Origin of the sequence: Carboxydothermus pertinax (assembly GCF_001950255.1) — a bacterium.
Lineage (GTDB): Bacteria > Bacillota > Z-2901 > Carboxydothermales > Carboxydothermaceae > Carboxydothermus > Carboxydothermus pertinax.
The window spans coordinates 1-19,420 of record NZ_BDJK01000003.1 but is presented as its reverse complement, the minus strand read 5'-3'; the positions used below and the strand labels follow the sequence as shown (position 1 = coordinate 19,420).

The window sequence follows — 19,420 nt, the reverse complement described above, 5'->3', positions numbered from 1 at the left end:
ATTTTTTCTTCATCCTTAGTTTTTCGAAAATACTATTTTATTTTATATAGTATTTCTAATGTTGGTTAAATTTATCAATTTTTCTGATTTTAAGAAGGAATTTGTTTGTGAATGTCGTATTTATAGTTATAGATGGTTTTTATAACCAAAAAATTTAAAAGGAGGGGTTTTATGCGTAAAGTTTTATGGGTACTGGTTGCTGCAGTTCTTTTCCTGTTAGTAGCTAGTCCAGTATTGGCTACTGAGCAGTACGCCAAAGACACAGGGAAAAACTGCAGTTATTGCCACCAGGTACCCTCACAAGGAACGCTGGCATTCCACAAGGATGCTAAAAGTTGTTCCATTTGTCACGCAGCGCCAACCAGCACTGCGCAAATCCCCTTGACCGAGCGGGGCGTCCTGTTCATGCAAAACGGCAAGAAATTAGCCGTGGACTTAAATTATGATCCGCTCACCGAAGCCAACGTGGTCAAGGAATTTGCCAGGGTTTCCGGACTTTCCGAGTCAGCTTTTGGCAAGGTTTCCGGAAACATCACCAAACAAAGACTGGCTTACTTCTTAATGGTAGCCCTCAAGGCTCAGGGTGATGTGGCAAAAGTCACCACTACCGACCTTAAGAAGTATGCCGACTACACCAAGGCAGCTGCTGCCTACCAAAAAGCTTTAGTTTGGGCCGTAAAGAAAGGTTACTTTAGTGCCCAAAAAGTGGGAACCAAACTTTATCTTAGTCCCACTGCTGCTGCCAGCCGCACCGAAGTCGTTAAAGCCTTTAATGCGGTTCAAGCCAAATATCCAAGAGTATTGCCAGCGCCTACTGCTTATGCTGGTACAAAAACTTGCCAGAGTTGCCATGGTTTTTCCAAATTTTCTTCAACCTGGCATCCTAACATGGTGAAAACCGTTTCTTTCTTTGGTGAATCTTTACTCTGGTCCTTAAATGATAAGTTCCAGGCCAGCGATGTCCGCTATGTCCTGAATTCACCAACCGAACTACTCTTTATTGGTAAAGATTATAAATACATGCCTTATGCCTATAATAAAGAAACCAACAGCTGGATAGCTGACAGTCACACCCAGAACTGGCTCACTTCCTGTGCTAAATGCCACGTTACAGGTTACCCAGGGCCTAACGGTGCAACCGGAACTCCGTATTCAGTTGTCGGTAATACTTACAAAGAACTGTTCACCGAACTGGGCATTGGCTGTGAATCCTGCCACGGTCCAGGAGCACTCCATGCCGCCACTGGCGACCCGACCAAAATCTTAGGTGTAAAAGATGGCATTGCCACCAGCGCCACCTGTGAAAAGTGCCACGAAGGGGCTAACCACCGCGGGGGCGAATACAATGACCAATACTCCATTACGGGTATTACCGGAACCGTTTACGGCAAACACGGTATTTCCCTGCAAACTATTCAACAAAATTCCCATGGCAGTGTAAGCTGTTTAGAGTGCCACTCCCAGGATTACCGGGATGCTTTGGATAGTTATTTAAAGGCTAACCCTGGGAAAACCGCCGCTGACTTTAACGCTACCGTTAAACTTAGCGACTTTAAACTGGGCATCACTTGCGTCACCTGCCACAGCCCACACAGCGAAAAAGGTTACGGCAGCCAGTTAAGAAACGACCCCAATACCCTTTGCATGGACTGCCACACCGGCGAAGGCTTTACCGCAACTTCCGGTAGTAGCGGCGTTCACCACCCGCAAAAAGAAGTTTATACCGGACAGCTTGGTTCATCCTTTACCGCTTTAGGTATACCGGAAAAAGTTTATAACCCCATGGGCAGTGCCGAGTGTATAAGTTGCCATATGCCTAACGGCTATCACTACTTTAAACCCGGTACGCCACAAATCACCATCAATAACGTTACTCTTTCGAGAACAGTTACGTACAACAGCTGCAGCACCTGCCACGACACCGTTGGCTTTGACGCTAACGCTGTAAAAACCTGGACTGACAGCGTCGATAACCGGGTTAACAACATTCTTAACCAGCTCAAAACCACCTATGCAGCAGCTTACACCGATACCAACTATAAGTATGCTTCCACTTTAGCAGGAATTGTATCCGCCGACGCATCCCATGGTATCCACAACATCGCTTTAACCAAGCTCCTCTTAGATAAAGCTGAATACTACCTAACACAAATTCCAAAACAATAGCACTAAAAAGCCCCTGGTGAAAACCAGGGGCTTTTCTCTAATCTCTAATCAATCTCCAACCTCTAGATTAACCTCTAAATTAAGGTATGGCCGCAAAAACTTCCCGGTATACGATGCCGGGTTTTGCGCCACCTCCTCCGGGGTGCCTTCAGCGATAATTTGCCCGCCTTTGTCCCCACCTTCGGGTCCTAAATCAATAATGTGGTCGGCGGTTTTAATTACGTCTAAATTGTGTTCTATTACCACCACCGTATTACCCGCTTCTACTAAGCGGTTTAAAACGTCCAAAAGCCGGTGGACATCGGCTATGTGGAGGCCGGTAGTAGGCTCATCTAAAATGTATAAAGTTTTCCCGGTAGAACGGCGAGCAAGTTCCGTTGCCAGCTTTACCCGCTGGGCTTCTCCCCCGGATAAGGTTGTTGCCGGTTGGCCCAGACGGATGTAGCCCAAACCTACATCAAAGAGAGTTTGCAGTTTTCGCTGAATTTTTGGTATGGCCGCAAAAAACTCTAAGGCCTCTTCTACCGTCATATCCAAGACTTCCGCAATATTTTTCCCTTTGTACCGCACCTCTAAGGTTTCCCGATTGTAGCGGGCCCCTTTACACACCTCACAGGGAACATAAACGTCCGGCAGAAAATGCATTTCAATTTTAATAATACCGTCTCCTTGACACGCCTCGCACCGCCCGCCCCTAACGTTAAAGGAGAAACGTCCCGGCTTGTAGCCCCGCATCCGCGCTTCCGGCGTTGCCGCAAAAAGCTCCCGGATATCATTGAACACTCCGGTATAGGTTGCCGGGTTGGAGCGCGGCGTCCGGCCAATAGGCGACTGGTCTATATTTATGATCTTATCAATATAGGTTAAACCTAAAATTTTCTCATAAGCGCCGGGTTTTTCTTTTAATTTATAAAACTTTCCCGCCACCGCTTTATACAAAATTTCATTAATTAAGGTACTTTTACCGGAACCCGAAACCCCGGTTACTGCCACAAATTTACCTAAAGGAATTTTGACAGTAAGGTTTTTTAAATTGTTTTCCCGAGCACCAACAATGGTTAAGGCTTTGCCATTGCCTTTACGCCGCAAAGGCGGTACCGGAATTTTTTCCTCGCCCCGCAGATATTTGGCGGTAATAGAATCGGGATGGTTTAAAATTTCCCGGAAACTTCCCGCCGCTACTACCTGGCCTCCTTTTTCTCCGGCCCCGGGGCCCATGTCCACTATATAGTCCGCCGCCCGAATGGTCTCTTCATCGTGTTCTACCACTACTAAAGTATTGCCCAAATCCCGCAGCCTCTTTAAAGTGTCTAAGAGCCTCTGGGTATCCCGGGGATGTAAACCTATTGATGGTTCATCTAAAACATAAAGCACCCCAGTAAGGCCAGAGCCAATTTGGGTAGCAAGGCGAATTCTCTGGGCTTCACCCCCCGATAAGGTGGTAGCCGAACGATTTAACGTCAGATAGTCCAGGCCAACGTTATTTAAAAAGCCCAAGCGTTCTTTAATTTCTTTCAATACCTGGCGGGCAATTAAAAGCTCCCTTTCCGTTAACTCAAGATTTTCAATAAAAGCTAAAAGCTTTTCCACAGTCATTTCCCCAAGCTCGTGGATATTCTTCCCGCCCACGGTTACCGCCAGCGCTTCTTTTTTGAGCCGGGCCCCCTGACAGGCAGGACATTTCCTTTGGGTCATAAATTTTTCAATTTCTTCCCGCATCGCTTCCGACTGGGTTTCCCGGTAGCGCCGCTCTAAATTGGGTATAACGCCCTCCCAGTTGGCATCGAAAGTATAGGAGCTACCGCTGGTATAGTTGTAGTACTTGACCCTGACTTTTTCCCCGGGAAGGCCGTAAAGAATTTTTCTTAAAATTTCCGGGTCTAAATCTTTTACCGGAACATCGACGCTAAATCCATACTTTTGGGCTAAGGCTTCTAACACCTGGAAATAATAAGAACCGGTATTGCCGGCATTCCAGGCCGCTATCGCCCCCTGACGCAGGGTTAAATCTTTATTGGGGATTACAAGGTCCGGATCAACTTCTAATTTATAGCCAAGGCCCGTGCACTCGGGGCAGGCCCCAAAGGGATTGTTAAAGGAAAAAAGCCGGGGGCTTATTTCCGGGAGGCTGATTTCGCAGTGGGGACAGGCAAAGTTTTCGGAAAAAGTAATCTCTTCCCCATCCACTATTTCTACCAATGCCAGGCCTTCGGCTAATTTTAAAGCTGTTTCCAGAGAATCGGTAAGCCTGGTTTTTATTCCGTCTTTTACAACCAGCCGGTCAACCACTACATCTATATTATGCTTTTTATTCTTCTCTAGCTTAATTTCTTCGGCTAAATCATAAAGAATACCATCCACCCGGACCCGGGCAAAACCCTGGCGGCGAATGTCCTCAAAGGTCTTAACAAACTCCCCTTTTCTTCCCCGCACGATAGGCGCCATAATCACCAGTTTGGTCCGTTCGGGTAAAGCCAATAACCTATCTACCATCTGGTCAATGGTTTGTTTCTCTACTACCCGTCCGCAAACGGGACAGTGGGGTATTCCTATGCGGGCATATAAAAGCCTTAAATAATCGTGAATCTCCGTAACCGTTCCCACGGTAGAGCGGGGGTTTTTGGAAGTAGTTTTTTGGTCAATAGAAATTGCCGGGGATAGTCCTTCAATAAAATCAACGTCGGGCTTATCCATTTGCCCTAAAAACTGCCGGGCATAAGCCGATAAGCTCTCCACATACCGTCTCTGTCCTTCGGCATAAATTGTATCAAAAGCAAGGGATGATTTGCCCGATCCCGAAAGTCCGGTAATCACAATAAATTTATTGCGAGGTAAGGTTAAATCTATATTTTTTAAATTATGAACCCTGGCACCCTTAATGACAATCGTATCCATTAGAAAATAAAACCTCCATTATTTCTTTTTTGCAGCCTTTTGCGCCCGAAGTTCGATAATTAAGTCCCGCAGCATGGCTGCCTTTTCAAATTCCAGGGCTTTAGCTGCCTCTTTCATTTCCCGGGTAAGTTTCTCCACATACTGTTTAAACTCTTTCGCACTCATCTTTTGCACAAATTCGCGTTTTACTTCGGGCATTTCTTCCACTACCGCTTTGGTCGCCTCAATAACATCTCTTACGGCTTTTTGCACCGTTTGCGGCGTAATTCCGTGCTTTTGGTTATACTCCATCTGCAATTTTCTTCGACGGTTGGTTTCATCGATAGCTTTTTTCATTGAAGCGGTTACGGTGTCGGCATACATAATTACTTTACCGTTAGCATTTCTGGCCGCCCTGCCAATAGTCTGGATTAAGGAACGTTCCGAACGCAAATAACCTTCCTTATCCGCATCTAAAATGGCCACCAAGCTTACCTCCGGTAAATCTAAACCTTCCCGCAGAAGATTTATCCCCACCAGAACGTCAAAAACCCCAAGCCTTAAATCCCTTAAAATTTCAATTCTTTCTAAAGTATCGATATCCGAGTGAAGATACCGCACCTTAATCCCCATTTCCCGAAAATATTCGGTTAAATCCTCCGCCATTCTTTTGGTTAGAGTGGTCACCAGCACCCGGTCCTCCCGGGCCACCCGTTCTTTTATCTCCCCGAGCAAATCGTCCACCTGCCCCCGGGTCGGTCGAACTTCTACTTCCGGATCAACTAATCCCGTAGGTCGGATAATCTGCTCGACAATTTTCTGAGAATGTTCTAACTCATAAGGCCCCGGGGTTGCGGAAACAAAAACCACCTGGTTAATCCTTGCTTCAAATTCGGGAAACTTAAGAGGCCGGTTATCATAAGCCGAAGGCAAACGAAAACCATACTCCACCAAGGCTTCCTTCCGGGAGCGGTCCCCTTCATACATCCCCCGGATTTGAGGAATGGTAATATGGCTTTCATCAATAATTAAAAGAAAATCCTTGGGAAAGTAATCAATTAAAGTATAGGGAGGCTCTCCCGGTTTTCTACCGGTTAAATGCCGGGAATAATTTTCTATCCCTTTGGTATAGCCAACTTCCCTCAGCATTTCAATATCGTATAAAGTCCGTTGCCGAAGGCGCTGGGCTTCTAAAAGTTTACCCTGCTCTTCAAAATATTTAAGGCGCTCTGCTAGCTCTTCTTCAATGCTTTTTATCGCCCGTTCTAACTTTTCCCGGGAAGTAGCAAAGTGACTGGCCGGAAAAATTGCCGCATGGTTTAGTTCACCAAGAATTTCTCCCGTTAACGTATCAAACTCTAAAATTCTTTCTACCTCATCGCCGAAAAGCTCAATTCTAATGGCCCGGTCGGTGTACGACGCAGGATAAACTTCAATCACATCCCCTTTAACCCGAAATTTACCCCGGGTTAAGTCGTACTCATTCCGCTCATACTGGATATTTACAAGTTTTCGTAAAATTTCTTCCCGGTCGTAAACTTGCCCTTTCCGCACCGAAAGTAACAACTCGGAATACTCTTCCGGATCGCCTAAACCATAAATGCAGGAAACCGACGCTACAATTATCACATCCCGTCGCTCAAACAAAGCAGCGGTTGCCGAATGGCGCAATTTATCGATTTCATCGTTAATCGAAGAATCCTTTTCAATGTAAGTATCCGTAGCCGGTAAGTAAGCCTCCGGCTGATAATAATCGTAATAGCTTACAAAATACTCTACCGCATTTTCCGGAAAAAACTCCCGAAACTCGGAGCAAAGTTGCGCTGCTAAGGTTTTATTGGGAGCAATTACCAAAGTTGGTTTATTAACGTTAGCAATAACATTGGCCATAGTAAATGTTTTCCCGGAACCGGTTACCCCTAAAAGGGTCTGCATTTTTAGCCCCTTTTTGATTCCTTCGGTTAACTCTTTTATTGCTTTGGGCTGGTCTCCCTTAGGAGAGTAAGTAGACCTTAAATTAAAACGTTCCATTTAAAACACCTCAAACTATATTATAAGCCTTTAAATCCTTTTTCTCCAGTAAAAACAAAAACCCGAAGGGTTCCTTCGGGCCTTCTTAAACACCTAACATCTCAACCATCCTAGAAAGGATTTCCCCGGCATAGCCTCTAAGGACAAGCGCCTGGTCGTCCAAGGGAGTCGGTTCTTTATTGACAATTATAGCTTTGCCCCCTTCCAAAAGTACCAGGCCGGGAATTTGATTGGCCGGGGTAACCACTAAAGATGACCCCACCACCAGGACGAGATCCGACCTCTGGGCCAGTTCTAAAGCCCTTTGCCACTCCCGCCGGGGCAAAGCTTCCCCAAATAAAACTACATCCGGCCGAATAACCCCACCACAGTTACACCGGGGTACTTCTTCTTCATCGAGCTTTTCCGGCAAGTAATATTTTAAACAGCGATCACACCGCACCCGGTTTAAGGTACCGTGAATCTCCACTACATTTTTACTGCCAGCTTTCTGGTGGAGCCCGTCAATGTTCTGGGTAACAATGCCTTTTATAATCCCTGCTTTTTCCATCCGGGCCAGCGCCTCGTGAGCTGGATTGGGTTTTACACCGGCATAACTTTTAAACCGTTCCCGGTAAAAATTAAGAAAAAACGCAGGATTTTCCACAAGGGCCCTTCTCGATGCTACCTTTTCCACGGGATACTGTTCCCAGAGTCCTGTTTTTCCCCGAAAATCAGGAATACCGCTTTCGGTACTAACTCCAGCTCCAGTAAAGGCAATAGCATGCCGGGCTTCCAGCAGCATCTTAACAGCTCTTTCCATAAAATCCCCCCCAGAAAATTTTTCATATTATAAATTAGAATCATGCTGGAGGTGAGAAAATGACTGACCGGGAAATTGTTTTTCGGCTTTTAAGATATGAACAAGCCAATCTTAAAAATTACCAGAATTATCTAGCTTATTCCAAAGATAAAGATTTAGCTGCTTTTATTGCCCAAACAATTCCCCAGATTGAAAACAATATTAAAAGCTTAAATAATCTTTCCCGTAAATTCTGTAGCGGTTGAGGTGGCAAAAGATAATCCGCCGGCGGCGGAAGTTAAAATATAAGATACTCTAAAATAACCACATCTAACCAGCGGCCAAACTTAAAACCAACTTTTTTTAGCTCTCCCACCTTTTGAAATCCGCACTTATAGTGAAGCTTTAAACTTCCTTCATTTTCAGCCGCAATTAAAGCCAAAACTGCCCGGAGCCCCCGGTTCCGGGCTTCTTTTAAAAGAGTGAAAAGCATTTTCTTCCCATAGCCTCTCCCCCGAAAATCCTTATGAACATATACCGATTCGGTAACGGTTGAATCATACGCTTTACGGGGAGAATAGGGATTTAAACTCCCCCAGGCAGCAATTCTCCCTTCTACTTCTCCTACCAGGACCGGATGTTTTGCTCCCCGTTCTATGAGCCAGCGCAACTGCCTTTCTTCTTCCACCGGTTCGGTATCAAAAGTGGCAATACCCTTTAAAACCTCTTCATTGTAAATGGCAAAGATCTCTTTTAGGTCCTCCGCTTTAGCTTCCCTTATTACCATTTTTCTCCTCCCATGTCACCATTTTTTTACCTTCTTTATAAAATAATATACCTTTTCTTCAGGAGGTATCCTATGGTCTATCCCAGTTGTTTCCTTGGTTTTTTCCCAGAATCCTGCCAAACTTTTTTTCTGATTAAAACTTTGGAATGCTGGCAAGCCATCCTCCCAGAAAAATTAGTCTTAAAAAAAACCTTTAAATACCTTCCCCAAAATACTGTAATAATTGACAGTTTAGACTTTTTAATCGAAGCCTACCTTAAAATTTATGGTCAACCTATTTATCTTTATCTTACCCCTAAGTGTCGCTGGCTCTGGCCGTACCTTTTAGAAAGCTATCGGGGCCTATCCTTTGCTTTTTATTATAAACCCTTTAGGAAAATAATGCCATATATAGCTATAGGGGAGCTTTCAGGTCTAAGAGCCTTGACCCAAAACTCCCCTAAACCTTATGCTTATTATTCTCTGGATTTTTAACGTACTTTAACAATCATGTCCACTTCTACCGGAGAATTAAGGGGAAGTTCATTTACTCCAACCGCCGCCCGGGCATGTTTTCCGGCTTCTCCTAATAATTCTCCTAAAAATTCCGAAGCACCATTTATTACTTTCGGCTGATCGTTAAAGCCCGGGCTACTTGCTACATAGCCGGTAACTTTGACAATTTTTTCAATCCGGTCGAGATCCCCTACCAGGCCCTTGACCACTGCCAGACAATTTAAGGCAGCAATTTTGGCAAGGCGGTACCCTTCTTCTACCGTAATTTCCGCCCCAAGCTTACCTTTGGTTTTTAATTCTCCCCCTTCAAAGGGAAGTTGTCCAGAAACATAAATATAATTGTCAATTAAAACTCCCGGTACGTAAGCAGCAACCGGTGCCGGTGCTGGCGGTAGCACCATTCCCATTTCATTTAACTTTTGCTCAACTTTCATTTTCATCCTCCTTTACTTTTTAAAAGCTAAGGTTGTAAAATACTTTTATAGTCTTAAAAGCCAAGGGGAGGGTACAATGGAAAAACTTAAAGAAAAAATCTTAACTGAAGGTCGGGTTCTACCCAATAACGTGTTAAAAGTTGATTCGTTCTTAAACCACCAGTTAGATCCTCCTTTTCTTATGGAAATAGGGCAGGAATTCGCTAAAAGGTTTTATGCTAAGAATCCCAACAAAATTCTGACGGTAGAAGCTTCCGGTATAGCCTTAGCCTTAATGACTGGTTACATAATGAAAATACCGGTGGTTTTTGCCAAGAAAAGAAGAGGCACTATCCCCGACAATTTTTATCATGCTAAAATTTTTTCCTACACCCGCCAGGAAAATATTTTTATTACCGTTGACAGGAAATACCTTACTCCTAATGACCGCATCTTAATAATTGACGACTTTTTAGCTACAGGAGAAGCCACCCGCGGACTTATAGAAATCGTAAATACCGCCGGGGCCACCTTGGTAGGAGTAGGTATCGCTATTGAAAAAAGCTTTCAAGCTGGGGCCAGTTTTCTCAGTTCCCTTGGAGTTCCCACCGAAAGTTTAGTAAAAATAAAATCTTTAGACCGGGGAAAAATTGAGTTTCTTTAATTTAGTTTAACAGTTTTTCCTCGGATAATTCTTTAAGCTCCGAAACACTCATACCAAAAAGTTCCCAGTTAGGAGTATCGTTCCAAACTGTTTCTAAATAGTTTAGTAATTTTTCGTACTCTTCCGGTTCGTTTTCGTTTACTAAAGGTGAGTAGCTGTGAACAATCGCTTCCGGTTCTTCCGTCTGGAAGCGCTCAATTAACGCTTTTAAATCAAAAAGCTTGGGATTTAAGAGCAATAAACCCTGGCGTTGTTTTAAATTTTGCAGGTATTTTTCAATATCCCGGTAATTGGATATTAGTCGAAAGCTTTCCCCATAAAAAACCCGTAAAACAGTATCCACCGCCAGAGGAGAGGGGAGAATTTTCCGGGCAATTCTCCGGGAGATAAGTCCTTGGGGGTCAGAAACCCGCTTCAGGGCAATAATCTTTTCCGTTACCACTACTCCCTGGCGTCGGGTAAGTTCTTTTATTACCTCTTCTACCGGAATAGGCAGCGTTACCCCCAGAATTTCTTTAAATATTGGCTCTACTTCTTCTCCGGTTATCGCCCCGTAAAACCAAAGAGCCCCTTCCAAAAGGTCAGCATAAAAGTTAGCAGTTTCTTCCAAAGTCAAAAACCCATCTTTAGATCCCAGGAAATAAAGCTCTTCTATTTCCCCTCCATTAAAATTCGGTGACTTTAAAAGTTGTTCCCGCATAGCAGTTAATGCCATTAAAAAGATTTCCCGGGCTTCTTCCTGTCGACCCTGGTGAAGAGTAAACTTAGCTTTTAAATACAGGCTCTGGGGACTTTCCAGGTTGGAAAGTAGCGTAAAATATTTTTCGGCCTCGGCATAAAAGCCTCCACTTTCTAAAATTGAAGCCATTACAAACCTCATCCCCTCCTCTAAATCTTCAGGACGAAGGATTTCGGTAATCTTAGCTAAAATCATGGCTTCATCTAACCCTTCTAACAGCATAAAAATTTCCTGGGGATTCTCAAAGTATTTTAAAGGATCTTCCTCTTTAATTACTTCCAAGGCTTTTTCGCCGCCGGCAATTAATAAAAGGTAATTAAAATACTCCCTTGGTAATTCGTCTTTAAGATTTAAAATTTTCCTGTAAGCTTTCTCGCTTTTAGTCTGAGCTAAAAGCCAGAGAAGGGCTTTTTTATATTCCCCCTGGCTTTCTGGCAAGAGATTTTCCAGTGGTAATTCCTGGGCCCGATTTTTCACTTTATGTAAAAAATAAAAATCAAGGGCATTTTGGTTAAACTTTTTCGTTAAAAAAATTAGGGAATCTACCTCTACCTGTTCCCAGGCCACTTCCTCCATCAAGTCTACAAGATATTCTCCTTTAATGTTTTCGATATTTTTTAACACCAAAACTTTATACCCCAAGTCCTTTTCCCGAAAAGCCTCCAGGATTATTTCCTTTAAAGCTGGACCGGTTATCCGGTTTAAGATATCCACCCAGCGGGCAAACTCGGCAGGAGTAGCATCCGCTAAATACTCCGGCAAACTTTTCCCGGAAAGCTCCGGTAACCTGCGGGTTTTTAAAATATTTTTAATTTTGTCTTCTAATAAATACCACTGCCAGTCGGGTTGTAATAAGCTTTCTGCTACTGCCTGGGCGTAAATTTTATTAACGTCCTGCATGGCCATCCCCTTTTCTTTTTGGAATCACTTTTATTTTAGCTTTAATACCTAAAGAAATAAAGGGGAAAAGAAAAAGAGCAAAGCCTAAAGCCTTTGCTCTTAGCACACAAAGTCATTAAAGTATTTCTCTGCTTCCTCTAAGCCTGCAAAATACCAGCGATTTTCTTCCTTTAGTTCCCGTCCTTTTTCACTGTAAAACTCGGTGTAATAAATTACACACCAGCGGTTATCAATAAAATCTAAAACCAGCTTACCAGTACCAAGGTCTTTTTCCTGCTTTGGCATAATAACCCCTCCTGTCCTTTTTGCTTATATTTCGACCAAAGGGGCTGTTTCCCTTTTTTATTCTTCTAAAGTAGTTAAATCTCCTGGATCAATACCCATTTCCTGGGCTTTTAATACGCGGCGCATTATTTTTCCCGAGCGAGTCTTGGGAAGTTTATCTACAAATTTTAGTTCCCCGATCACCACTATTGGCCCTAACTCCTTTTTCACATGTTCTATTAACTCCCGGGCCAATTCCTCGCTTGGATTAACCCCCAGCTTTAAGATAACAAATGCTTTTAATACTTCCCCTTTTAAAGGATCCGGAACTCCTACGGCAGCTGCTTCCGCTACCACCGGATGGGAAATTAGGGCGCTTTCCACTTCGGCGGTACCTATCCGGTGGCCGGCGATATTTAACACATCATCGGCCCGTCCTAAGACGGCAAAATAACCTTCCTCATCTTTTACCGCTACATCCCCGGTAAAATACCAGCCGGGAATTTCCTGCCACGCTTTCTCATAGCGAGCATCATCCCCGTAAACCGTCCTCAACATATGCGGAAAAGGATTTTTCAAACATAAAAGCCCGCCCTGACCTGTCGGCACCGGGTTCCCTTCCCGGTCCAAAACTTCTGCTACCACTCCCGGGAGCGCAAATCCTACCTTACCCGGTTTTGCCGGTTTTACCGGAGGCGTACCTAAAGTAGGCCCTCCCAGCTCCGTTTGCCACCAGTTGTCTACAATAAAGCCTCCGTGAGCTTTTAAAAGATTTTCATAGGCCCAGCGCCAGGCTTCGGGATTTAAGGGCTCGCCGGCACAGGTAATTAGCCTTAAAGACGACAAATCATAGTTTTCCGTCCACTTTTCGCCATATTTCATTAAAAGTCTTATGGCCGTAGGTGCGGTAAAAATCACCGAAACCTGGTATTTTTCAATAATTTGCCAGGGAGTATCGGGGGAAGGATAATCTAAGGCCCCTTCCCTAAATAAAGTCGTAACGCCAGCAACTAACGGTGCATAAACAATATAGCTATGGCCTACAATCCAGCCAATATCCGAAGTGCACCAAAAAACATCCTCATCTTTTAAATCAAAAAAAGTCCTGGCATGGTAGTAAGTGCCAACCATGTACCCGCCGTGAACATGCAGCACTCCTTTAGGTTTGCCGGTAGTACCGGAAGTATATAAAATAAACAGCGGGTCTTCCGCCTCCATCACCTCTGCCGGCTCTCCCGGAGGATTTTTTAATAAGGAGAGAAAATCCACTTCCCGGGGACCCAAAGGTTGGCGTTTTTCCCGAAACCATACGGCCACCTTTTCTACACAAGAAACACCTTCTAAAGCTTCATCGACTACAGGCTTTAACGCCACTTTTTTTCCCCGGCGATAGCCGTAATCGGCAGTAATCACTAATTTAGCCCCGGAATCCAAAATTCTCTCCCGTAAAGCTTTAAAGCCAAGCCCAGCATAAACCACACTGTGCACCGCTCCAATGCGGGCCACCGCTAGCATGGCCATCACCCCTTCCGGGGTTAGGGGCATGTAAATTACTACCCGGTCACCCTTTTTAATCCCCATTTGTTTTAATCCCCGGCTCAAACGCTCCACCCGGTCTTTTAACATCCGGTAGGTATAAACCTCTTCCCGACCATCTTCCGTTAAAAAGATAAACGCCGCTTTATTCCCTTTACCATTAGCCACCTGGGCATCTAAAGCGTTGTAGGTGATGTTGGTTTTCCCGCCTACGAACCAGCGGTGCCAGGGGTAATTAAACTCCAAGACCCGCTCCCACTTTTCATACCAGAAAAGCTCTTTAGCCACTTTTCCCCAGAACTTTTCTAAGTCCTCTACTGATTCCCGGTATTCCCGGTCAAATTCTTTTAAATATGTTCCCTCAAGAACCCTTTGGGGCGGAAAAACCTTTTCCTCCATCGCCAAAAAATTGTTAAGCTCGCTCACCGCGTCCCCCTCCTGCCACTTTTTTCTTAATTTTAAGAAATTTACCCTAAAAAGAATATCTCTTTTTCCTTAAAGCCAAAATTTTCAACCTCAAATGTCAAAGGAAGGGGGTAAAATGCCATTGATTAAAAAAAAATAAAAAATCACAAAATAACAATGCTTAAAAGGTAATACTATAACCTTTTGGTAATAAAAGCAAAATTAACAGTATTTCCTGATTTTTGCTTGATTTTTAAGATTTATTTTTTCGCCATAAGGTTGTTTAATTGTTGTTGTAAAAATAGAGTTTGGAGGAATGGTTATGCCTTACAAATTAAAAGAAATTTTAATTGGCTCTCCTTTAAGGACCGAAAAAATAGCTGAAGAACGGCTGACCAAAGTAAAAGCTTTAGCTATCTTTTCTTCGGATGCCTTATCGTCGGTAGCTTATGCCACCGAAGAAATTTTACTTGTTTTAATCGCCGCAGGGCCCTTAGCTTTACATTTTTCCCTGCCAATTTCAATTGCTATCTTGGTTCTTTTATCAATCTTAACTTTATCCTACCGCCAGGCAATTTTAGCGTATCCCAATGGTGGCGGAGCTTATGTCGTATCTTCGGAAAATTTAGGTCCAGTACCCGGGTTAATTGCCGGCTCAGCCCTGCTGGTGGACTACGTTTTAACCGTGGCCGTTAGCGTCAGCTCAGGTATTGCCGCGATAACCTCTGCTTTTCCTTCCCTTTATCCCTACCGGGTGGTCCTGGCTGTAATAACGGTATTATTTATAACTTTAATAAATTTACGCGGTGTCCGCGAATCGGGAAGCTTTTTTGCCATCCCAACTTATGTTTTTATTTTTACTTTCCTTATCTTAATTGGCGTCGGCACTTTTAAACTCTTAACTGGTCATTTAACTCCTCTACCTCCAGCCTCTTTAGGTAGCAGTTTTGCACCTTTAACTCTCTTTCTTTTGTTAAAAGCTTTTTCTTCCGGTTGTACCGCTCTAACGGGAGTGGAAACTATCTCCAATGGAGTTCCCGCTTTTTTCCCTCCTGAAGACAAAAATGCCCGCACCACCATGGTTTGGATGGCAGTTTTGCTGGGAGTGTTATTTTTTGGTATAACTTACTTGGCTTACCGCTTAAATATTACCCCTAAAGAAGGAGAGACTGTTGTCTCCCAAATTGCCCGGCTGATTTTTGGGAAAAACCTTTTTTACTATCTGGTCCAGGCCAGTACCGCTTTAATTTTGTTTTTGGCCGCCAACTCCAGTTTTAACGGTTTTCCCCGGCTTTCCTGCTTAATGGCCAAGGACGGCTATTTACCAAGAATTCTTTCCTTTCTGGGAACCCGGTTGGTTTTCAGCCAAGGTATTATGGTACTTGGAATTATCTCTTCCCTTTTAATTATTATTTTTAAAGGAGATACCCACGCCTTAATCCCTTTATATGCTGTTGGTGTTTTTGTTTCCTTTACCCTGATGCAAGCAAGTTTAATTAAACACTGGTACAAAACAAAAGAAAGCGGCTGGAAAATAAACATTGTAATAAATAGTATAGGCGCCATCGCCACCGGTATTGCTTCAATAATTATTGCGGCAACCAAGTTTTTAGGCGGGGCCTGGATAGTTATCGTAGTAATCCCCTTGATGATTTATGGCTTTTTAAAAATTAAGCGTCATTACACCGCCATCGCCGACCAGTTAAGGGTAGTTACCATACCTGAAGGTTTATGGGAAAGTGAAACCCAGTCTCCTTTAGTGATTATACCCGTGGCCAGCTTTAATAAAGTCGTTTTAAATGCTATTAAATATGCCCGGTCAATTTCCGATGAGGTTATTGCTGTTAATATCGTTTTTGATCCCGAAAGCAAAACCAAGATTGAAGAAAAATGGGAAAAATTTAAAGTCCCGGCCAAGCTGGTTGTAATTACTTCAGCTTACCGGGACGTTTATGGACCGGTATTAAGGTTTATTAACCACATGGAACACCGGGCGGTAGAAAAAGGGCGTTTTGTCATGGTAGTAATTCCGGAATTTGTCCCCCATAAATGGTGGCATTTTATCCTGCACAACCAAACAGGCTTTAAATTAAAAACTCTCCTCCTTTTTAGAAAAAATGTTTTAGTAACCAGTGTCCCTTACCACTTAACCGACTAATAAGTCTATTTCGTGCTATATTTTCAAAATCATCATTTAACCTTTTTAATCCATTGAATTCTGGATACTTTCTCTTTAAGGCAAGAGTGAGTAAATAATCGGTCAACACCGGGTTTTTAGGCAGTACACTTCCATGGAGGTAAGTACCAATAACATTCTTATAGACTACACCCTCAAAGCCGTCTTCACCATTATTACCATAACCAGTAATAACTCGGCCCAAAGGCTTTACTTTGGGCCCTAAATAAGTTTTTCCTGAGTGATTCTCAAAACCTATAATTTTTCCGTCATGACCAAAAATTTTTAAGATCTCACTTTCAATTAAAATATTACCAATCATCCTCTTTGCCCCAGCTACTGTCCAAAGATCTAAAGCACCTAAGCACTCAATTTCTTTACCCTTTGCGGTACGATAAAATTTTCCTAATAGTTGATAGCCTCCACAAACTGCCAAAACCACCTGATTATTTTCAATAGCTGTTTTTAACTCGTTACCTTTATTTTGCAAAAAATCCTTTTGAATCAGCTCCTGTTCAAAGTCCTGTCCTCCTCCTATAAAAATAAGATCACACTCACATGCCTTAAACTTATCACCTAAACTGATATTTTTAATGTTAACTTTAATTCCCCTCCATTGGGAACGCATCTTTAAAGCAATAATATTTCCTATATCCCCATAAGTATTTAATAAATCAGGATATAAATGACAAATTGTTAATTCATACATCACTTCCAAAACTCCTTTAAGCTAAATTTTTTACTCAACACTTTTCGAAATTCAAGTAACGCCGTATACGTTGGAAAAACATAAAATGATCCTTGGTCATTTAAACCCCTCAAACCTGATTTAATTAATTCATGATAATCATTAACAACTTTTATTTTTTCTTCTTCTATACCCCCATATTTTAATCTTACGGCCATATCTTCCGCCCGCCTGCCAGCTGCAAAAAAAACTTCAATTTTATCAACTATTAACTGTAATACCTCAAAATTCACATCCCATAACCAGGAAACATCTTGCCCATCTGCCAAAAGATCATTTATTAAAAAAGCAAGGCGCATCTTATTTTTTTCTTGCAACAATAAGTTTAAGGCTTGATTAAAGCCGGTATGATTTTTAACTAAAATTATTTTTATTAGCTTGCCGTCAAGCAAAATGTTCTCCATCCGCCCAAAAGCCCCGGATATATTGTTTAAAGCTTGAAGGGAATTTACCAAAGGCAAGTTTAAAACCGTACTACAGGCTAGTGCCGCCAAACCATTGTAAATATTATAAAAACCAGGAAGTGAAATACGGCAAAAAACCGCTTGTATTTTATTTCCATCTTTTATTTCCACTTTCACTAAAGAATGGTTCTCGGACATTTCAATTATTTTTGCACAACTTAAATCCGGCAAAGGTCTTTTATAACCACACTTTGGGCACTTGAAATGCCCTAAATGGCCATAGTATTGTTCATTATAGGTATACTTGGTTTTACAATACAAACAATAACTGGCATCGGTATTTTGGTGGTCATTTTCGTATCCTTTAATATTAATCCCATAATATACTGGCTGTAAATTGAGGTCTCGAGCAATTGAAACTGCCAATGAATCATCAGCATTAAGTACGAGTTTAGGGTTTGAAAATTTCCTAACACCCTCTTTTACATAATTTAATGTTTGATATACTTCGCCAAAGCGATCTAATTGGTCCCGAAAAAAGTTTGTCACTACTAAAACCTCTGGGCACAAAAAACTGCTGATTTTTTTTAGAGTTGCTTCATCTACTTCCAATAAGGCTACCGGGTAACGCGGGCACCCATAAATATCCACTCCTTGCAAAAAAGTAGTGGCAATACCACTTAACAGGTTTGCTCCAGCAAAATTGGAGATAAAGTTAATACCATTTTCTTTTAAAATTTGTCCAATCATTCTGGTAGTCGTTGTTTTGCCATTTGTTCCAGTAACCATAATGATTTTAAATTTTGGCGCAATTTCCTTTAAAAAATTTTTATCAAAAAAAAGAAGAACTTTCCCCGGTAATGCTGTTCCTCCGGCCCCTTGCTTTATAATATTAATTGCTTTTAATAAACCCTTGGACAAAATTAGTGCAATTAATCGTCTTATTTTCATTTTTTTCCTCCAAAATACATTTAAGTAGTTGTATGATAATCATTAAGATGCAAAATTAAATAAAAAAGTTGCAAAGGAAAGCAAATTTTATTGCGATATGGCATTTAATTGCTGTTTAATTCGTTACATCAGTCGTTAAAATAAAAAAGGCGCACAGAAGCGCGCCCTAAAAATAAAACCCCCTGATGCAAATCAGGGGGTTTTAGCCAAAAATTTAATTTAAGCAACGTAAACGGGAGTAATGATATAATTTTTGTCTTCCTCAAGTATTTTGCCCAGCTCTTCTTCACTTACAAATTTATAAAAAACCTCTTCTTCCCCGTATGACCAGCTAACTAAATAAAACATTTTAACTACCCCCAAACGGTGTATGCCTGTATACACCATACTTTATACTTTTATTTTAGCATTTGCTGTTCGCTCTGACAAGACACTTATTAATAATTTTCAGGTAATTTCCTGTGACTAATCTCACAGAGATTTTTGCTCCATAATACAAAAGGTTTAAATTTTTTCCGCTATAATAAACTTGTAAATTAAAAAAGAAAGGGTGTTTTCGATGGAAAAAGTAGTAAGAAAAATTGTCAAAATAAACGAAGACCTCTGCACCGGCTGCGGTAAGTGCATAACCCCCTGTGTGGAGGGTGCTATTGAACTGGTAAATGGTAAAGCTAAAGTCATAAGGGAAGAGCTTTGCGACGGCGCCGGCTTTTGCCTGGCAGTTTGCCCCACTGGCGCTCTAACCATTGAAGAGCGGGAAACAGTTCCTTTTTCCCACGAAGCGGTGGAAGAAGTCAAAGCTCACCGGGAGGTAGAAGAAATCTTCTGCCACTTCTGCGGCAATTCCGAATACGATAAAGCCCTTTTCCCAATTCGCTTTAAGGGCGACAGCCTCTGGGCCTGTGCCCAGTGCCTCCCCCGCCTCATCCACAGCTAACTTATCGGACGGTTCTGTCAGAGAGCTATTTCTACCCATTGTAGAAAACATCCTCTCTCAGAACCGTCCGAGACCCCTGAAAAAAGTATTATAAAAAATAGAAAATGTAGAATAAAATAACAATAGCCCCTAAATTTATGATATAATTT

17 protein-coding genes are annotated in these 19,420 nt (G+C 42.4%); 6 read left to right on the top strand and 11 right to left on the bottom strand.

Translation table 11 applies throughout. From position 1 onward, the window contains the following. Nucleotides 1-171 precede the first annotated feature (171 nt). Complete coding sequence (locus cpu_RS00210; RefSeq protein WP_075857976.1) at nt 172-2,166, top strand: cytochrome c3 family protein; 1,995 nt, start codon at nt 172-174, stop codon at nt 2,164-2,166. Between the two features lie 48 nt (nt 2,167-2,214). On the opposite strand, the gene uvrA is transcribed toward cpu_RS00210, so the two are convergent. From uvrA to cpu_RS00195, 3 genes are all read right to left on the bottom strand, one after another. Beyond that, entirely contained in the window at nt 2,215-5,061 is a 2,847-nt protein-coding gene (gene uvrA / locus cpu_RS00205; protein ID WP_075857975.1) for an excinuclease ABC subunit UvrA, read from the bottom strand. Nucleotides 5,062-5,079: 18 nt separating this feature from the next. After that, nucleotides 5,080-7,071, bottom strand: coding sequence for an excinuclease ABC subunit UvrB (uvrB, locus tag cpu_RS00200; RefSeq protein WP_075857974.1), 1,992 nt, complete (start codon nt 7,069-7,071; stop codon nt 5,080-5,082). 85 nt (nt 7,072-7,156) lie between these two features. After that, nucleotides 7,157-7,873: an NAD-dependent deacylase gene (locus cpu_RS00195; RefSeq protein WP_075857973.1), complete on the bottom strand. Its 717-nt coding sequence runs from the start codon at nt 7,871-7,873 to the stop codon at nt 7,157-7,159. A 59-nt stretch (nt 7,874-7,932) separates the two neighbouring features. On the opposite strand from cpu_RS00195, the gene cpu_RS00190 reads away from it, so the two are divergent. After that, entirely contained in the window at nt 7,933-8,118 is a 186-nt protein-coding gene (locus tag cpu_RS00190) for a hypothetical protein (protein WP_075857972.1), read from the top strand. A 32-nt stretch (nt 8,119-8,150) separates the two neighbouring features. On the opposite strand, the gene cpu_RS00185 is transcribed toward cpu_RS00190, so the two are convergent. Continuing rightward, entirely contained in the window at nt 8,151-8,639 is a 489-nt protein-coding gene (locus cpu_RS00185; RefSeq protein ID WP_075857970.1) for a GNAT family N-acetyltransferase, read from the bottom strand. A 72-nt stretch (nt 8,640-8,711) separates the two neighbouring features. Between cpu_RS00185 and cpu_RS00180 the strand changes: the two genes are divergently transcribed. Then, on the top strand, nt 8,712-9,113 hold the full coding sequence (locus tag cpu_RS00180) for a hypothetical protein (protein ID WP_075857969.1): 402 nt from the start codon (nt 8,712-8,714) through the stop codon (nt 9,111-9,113). Here cpu_RS00180 and cpu_RS00175 read toward each other — a convergent pair. Continuing rightward, on the bottom strand, nt 9,110-9,568 hold the full coding sequence (locus cpu_RS00175; protein WP_075857967.1) for a RidA family protein: 459 nt from the start codon (nt 9,566-9,568) through the stop codon (nt 9,110-9,112). The two genes, cpu_RS00180 and cpu_RS00175, sit on opposite strands and share 4 nt — an antisense overlap. Nucleotides 9,569-9,644: 76 nt before the next feature. Between cpu_RS00175 and cpu_RS00170 the strand changes: the two genes are divergently transcribed. Next, nucleotides 9,645-10,211: a xanthine phosphoribosyltransferase gene (locus tag cpu_RS00170; RefSeq protein WP_075857966.1), complete on the top strand. Its 567-nt coding sequence runs from the start codon at nt 9,645-9,647 to the stop codon at nt 10,209-10,211. Nucleotide 10,212: 1 nt separating this feature from the next. Here cpu_RS00170 and cpu_RS00165 read toward each other — a convergent pair whose 3' ends face one another. The 3 genes from cpu_RS00165 to acs form a co-directional block, all read right to left on the bottom strand. Further along, nucleotides 10,213-11,850: a hypothetical protein gene (locus cpu_RS00165; protein WP_075857965.1), complete on the bottom strand. Its 1,638-nt coding sequence runs from the start codon at nt 11,848-11,850 to the stop codon at nt 10,213-10,215. Between the two features lie 99 nt (nt 11,851-11,949). Beyond that, the gene (locus cpu_RS00160; protein ID WP_075857964.1) at nt 11,950-12,135 is read right to left on the bottom strand and encodes a hypothetical protein; all 186 of its coding nucleotides are present in this window, start codon (nt 12,133-12,135) and stop codon (nt 11,950-11,952) included. Nucleotides 12,136-12,192: 57 nt separating this feature from the next. Next, nucleotides 12,193-14,076, bottom strand: coding sequence for an acetate--CoA ligase (gene acs / locus cpu_RS00155; protein WP_088775877.1), 1,884 nt, complete (start codon nt 14,074-14,076; stop codon nt 12,193-12,195). 301 nt (nt 14,077-14,377) lie between these two features. Between acs and cpu_RS00150 the strand changes: the two genes are divergently transcribed. Beyond that, nucleotides 14,378-16,213 carry an APC family permease gene (locus tag cpu_RS00150; protein ID WP_075857963.1) on the top strand — a complete coding sequence of 612 codons (1,836 nt, stop codon included), beginning with the start codon at nt 14,378-14,380 and terminating at the stop codon, nt 16,211-16,213. Here cpu_RS00150 and cpu_RS00145 read toward each other — a convergent pair. The 3 genes from cpu_RS00145 to cpu_RS14095 all read right to left on the bottom strand — a co-directional run bounded on the left by cpu_RS00145 (nt 16,164) and on the right by cpu_RS14095 (nt 18,682). Beyond that, nucleotides 16,164-16,940: a type 1 glutamine amidotransferase gene (locus cpu_RS00145; protein ID WP_075857962.1), complete on the bottom strand. Its 777-nt coding sequence runs from the start codon at nt 16,938-16,940 to the stop codon at nt 16,164-16,166. The two genes, cpu_RS00150 and cpu_RS00145, sit on opposite strands and share 50 nt — an antisense overlap. Then, nucleotides 16,940-18,334, bottom strand: coding sequence for a MurT ligase domain-containing protein (locus cpu_RS00140; RefSeq protein ID WP_075857960.1), 1,395 nt, complete (start codon nt 18,332-18,334; stop codon nt 16,940-16,942). The genes cpu_RS00145 and cpu_RS00140 overlap by 1 nt, the downstream gene beginning before the upstream one ends. A gap of 219 nt (nt 18,335-18,553) precedes the next feature. Next, a complete protein-coding gene (locus tag cpu_RS14095; protein ID WP_268761767.1) occupies nt 18,554-18,682 on the bottom strand; it encodes a hypothetical protein in 129 nt (42 codons plus the stop codon). A 211-nt stretch (nt 18,683-18,893) separates the two neighbouring features. Between cpu_RS14095 and cpu_RS00135 the strand changes: the two genes are divergently transcribed. Then, entirely contained in the window at nt 18,894-19,271 is a 378-nt protein-coding gene (locus tag cpu_RS00135) for an ATP-binding protein (protein ID WP_075857959.1), read from the top strand. Nucleotides 19,272-19,420 lie beyond the last annotated feature (149 nt).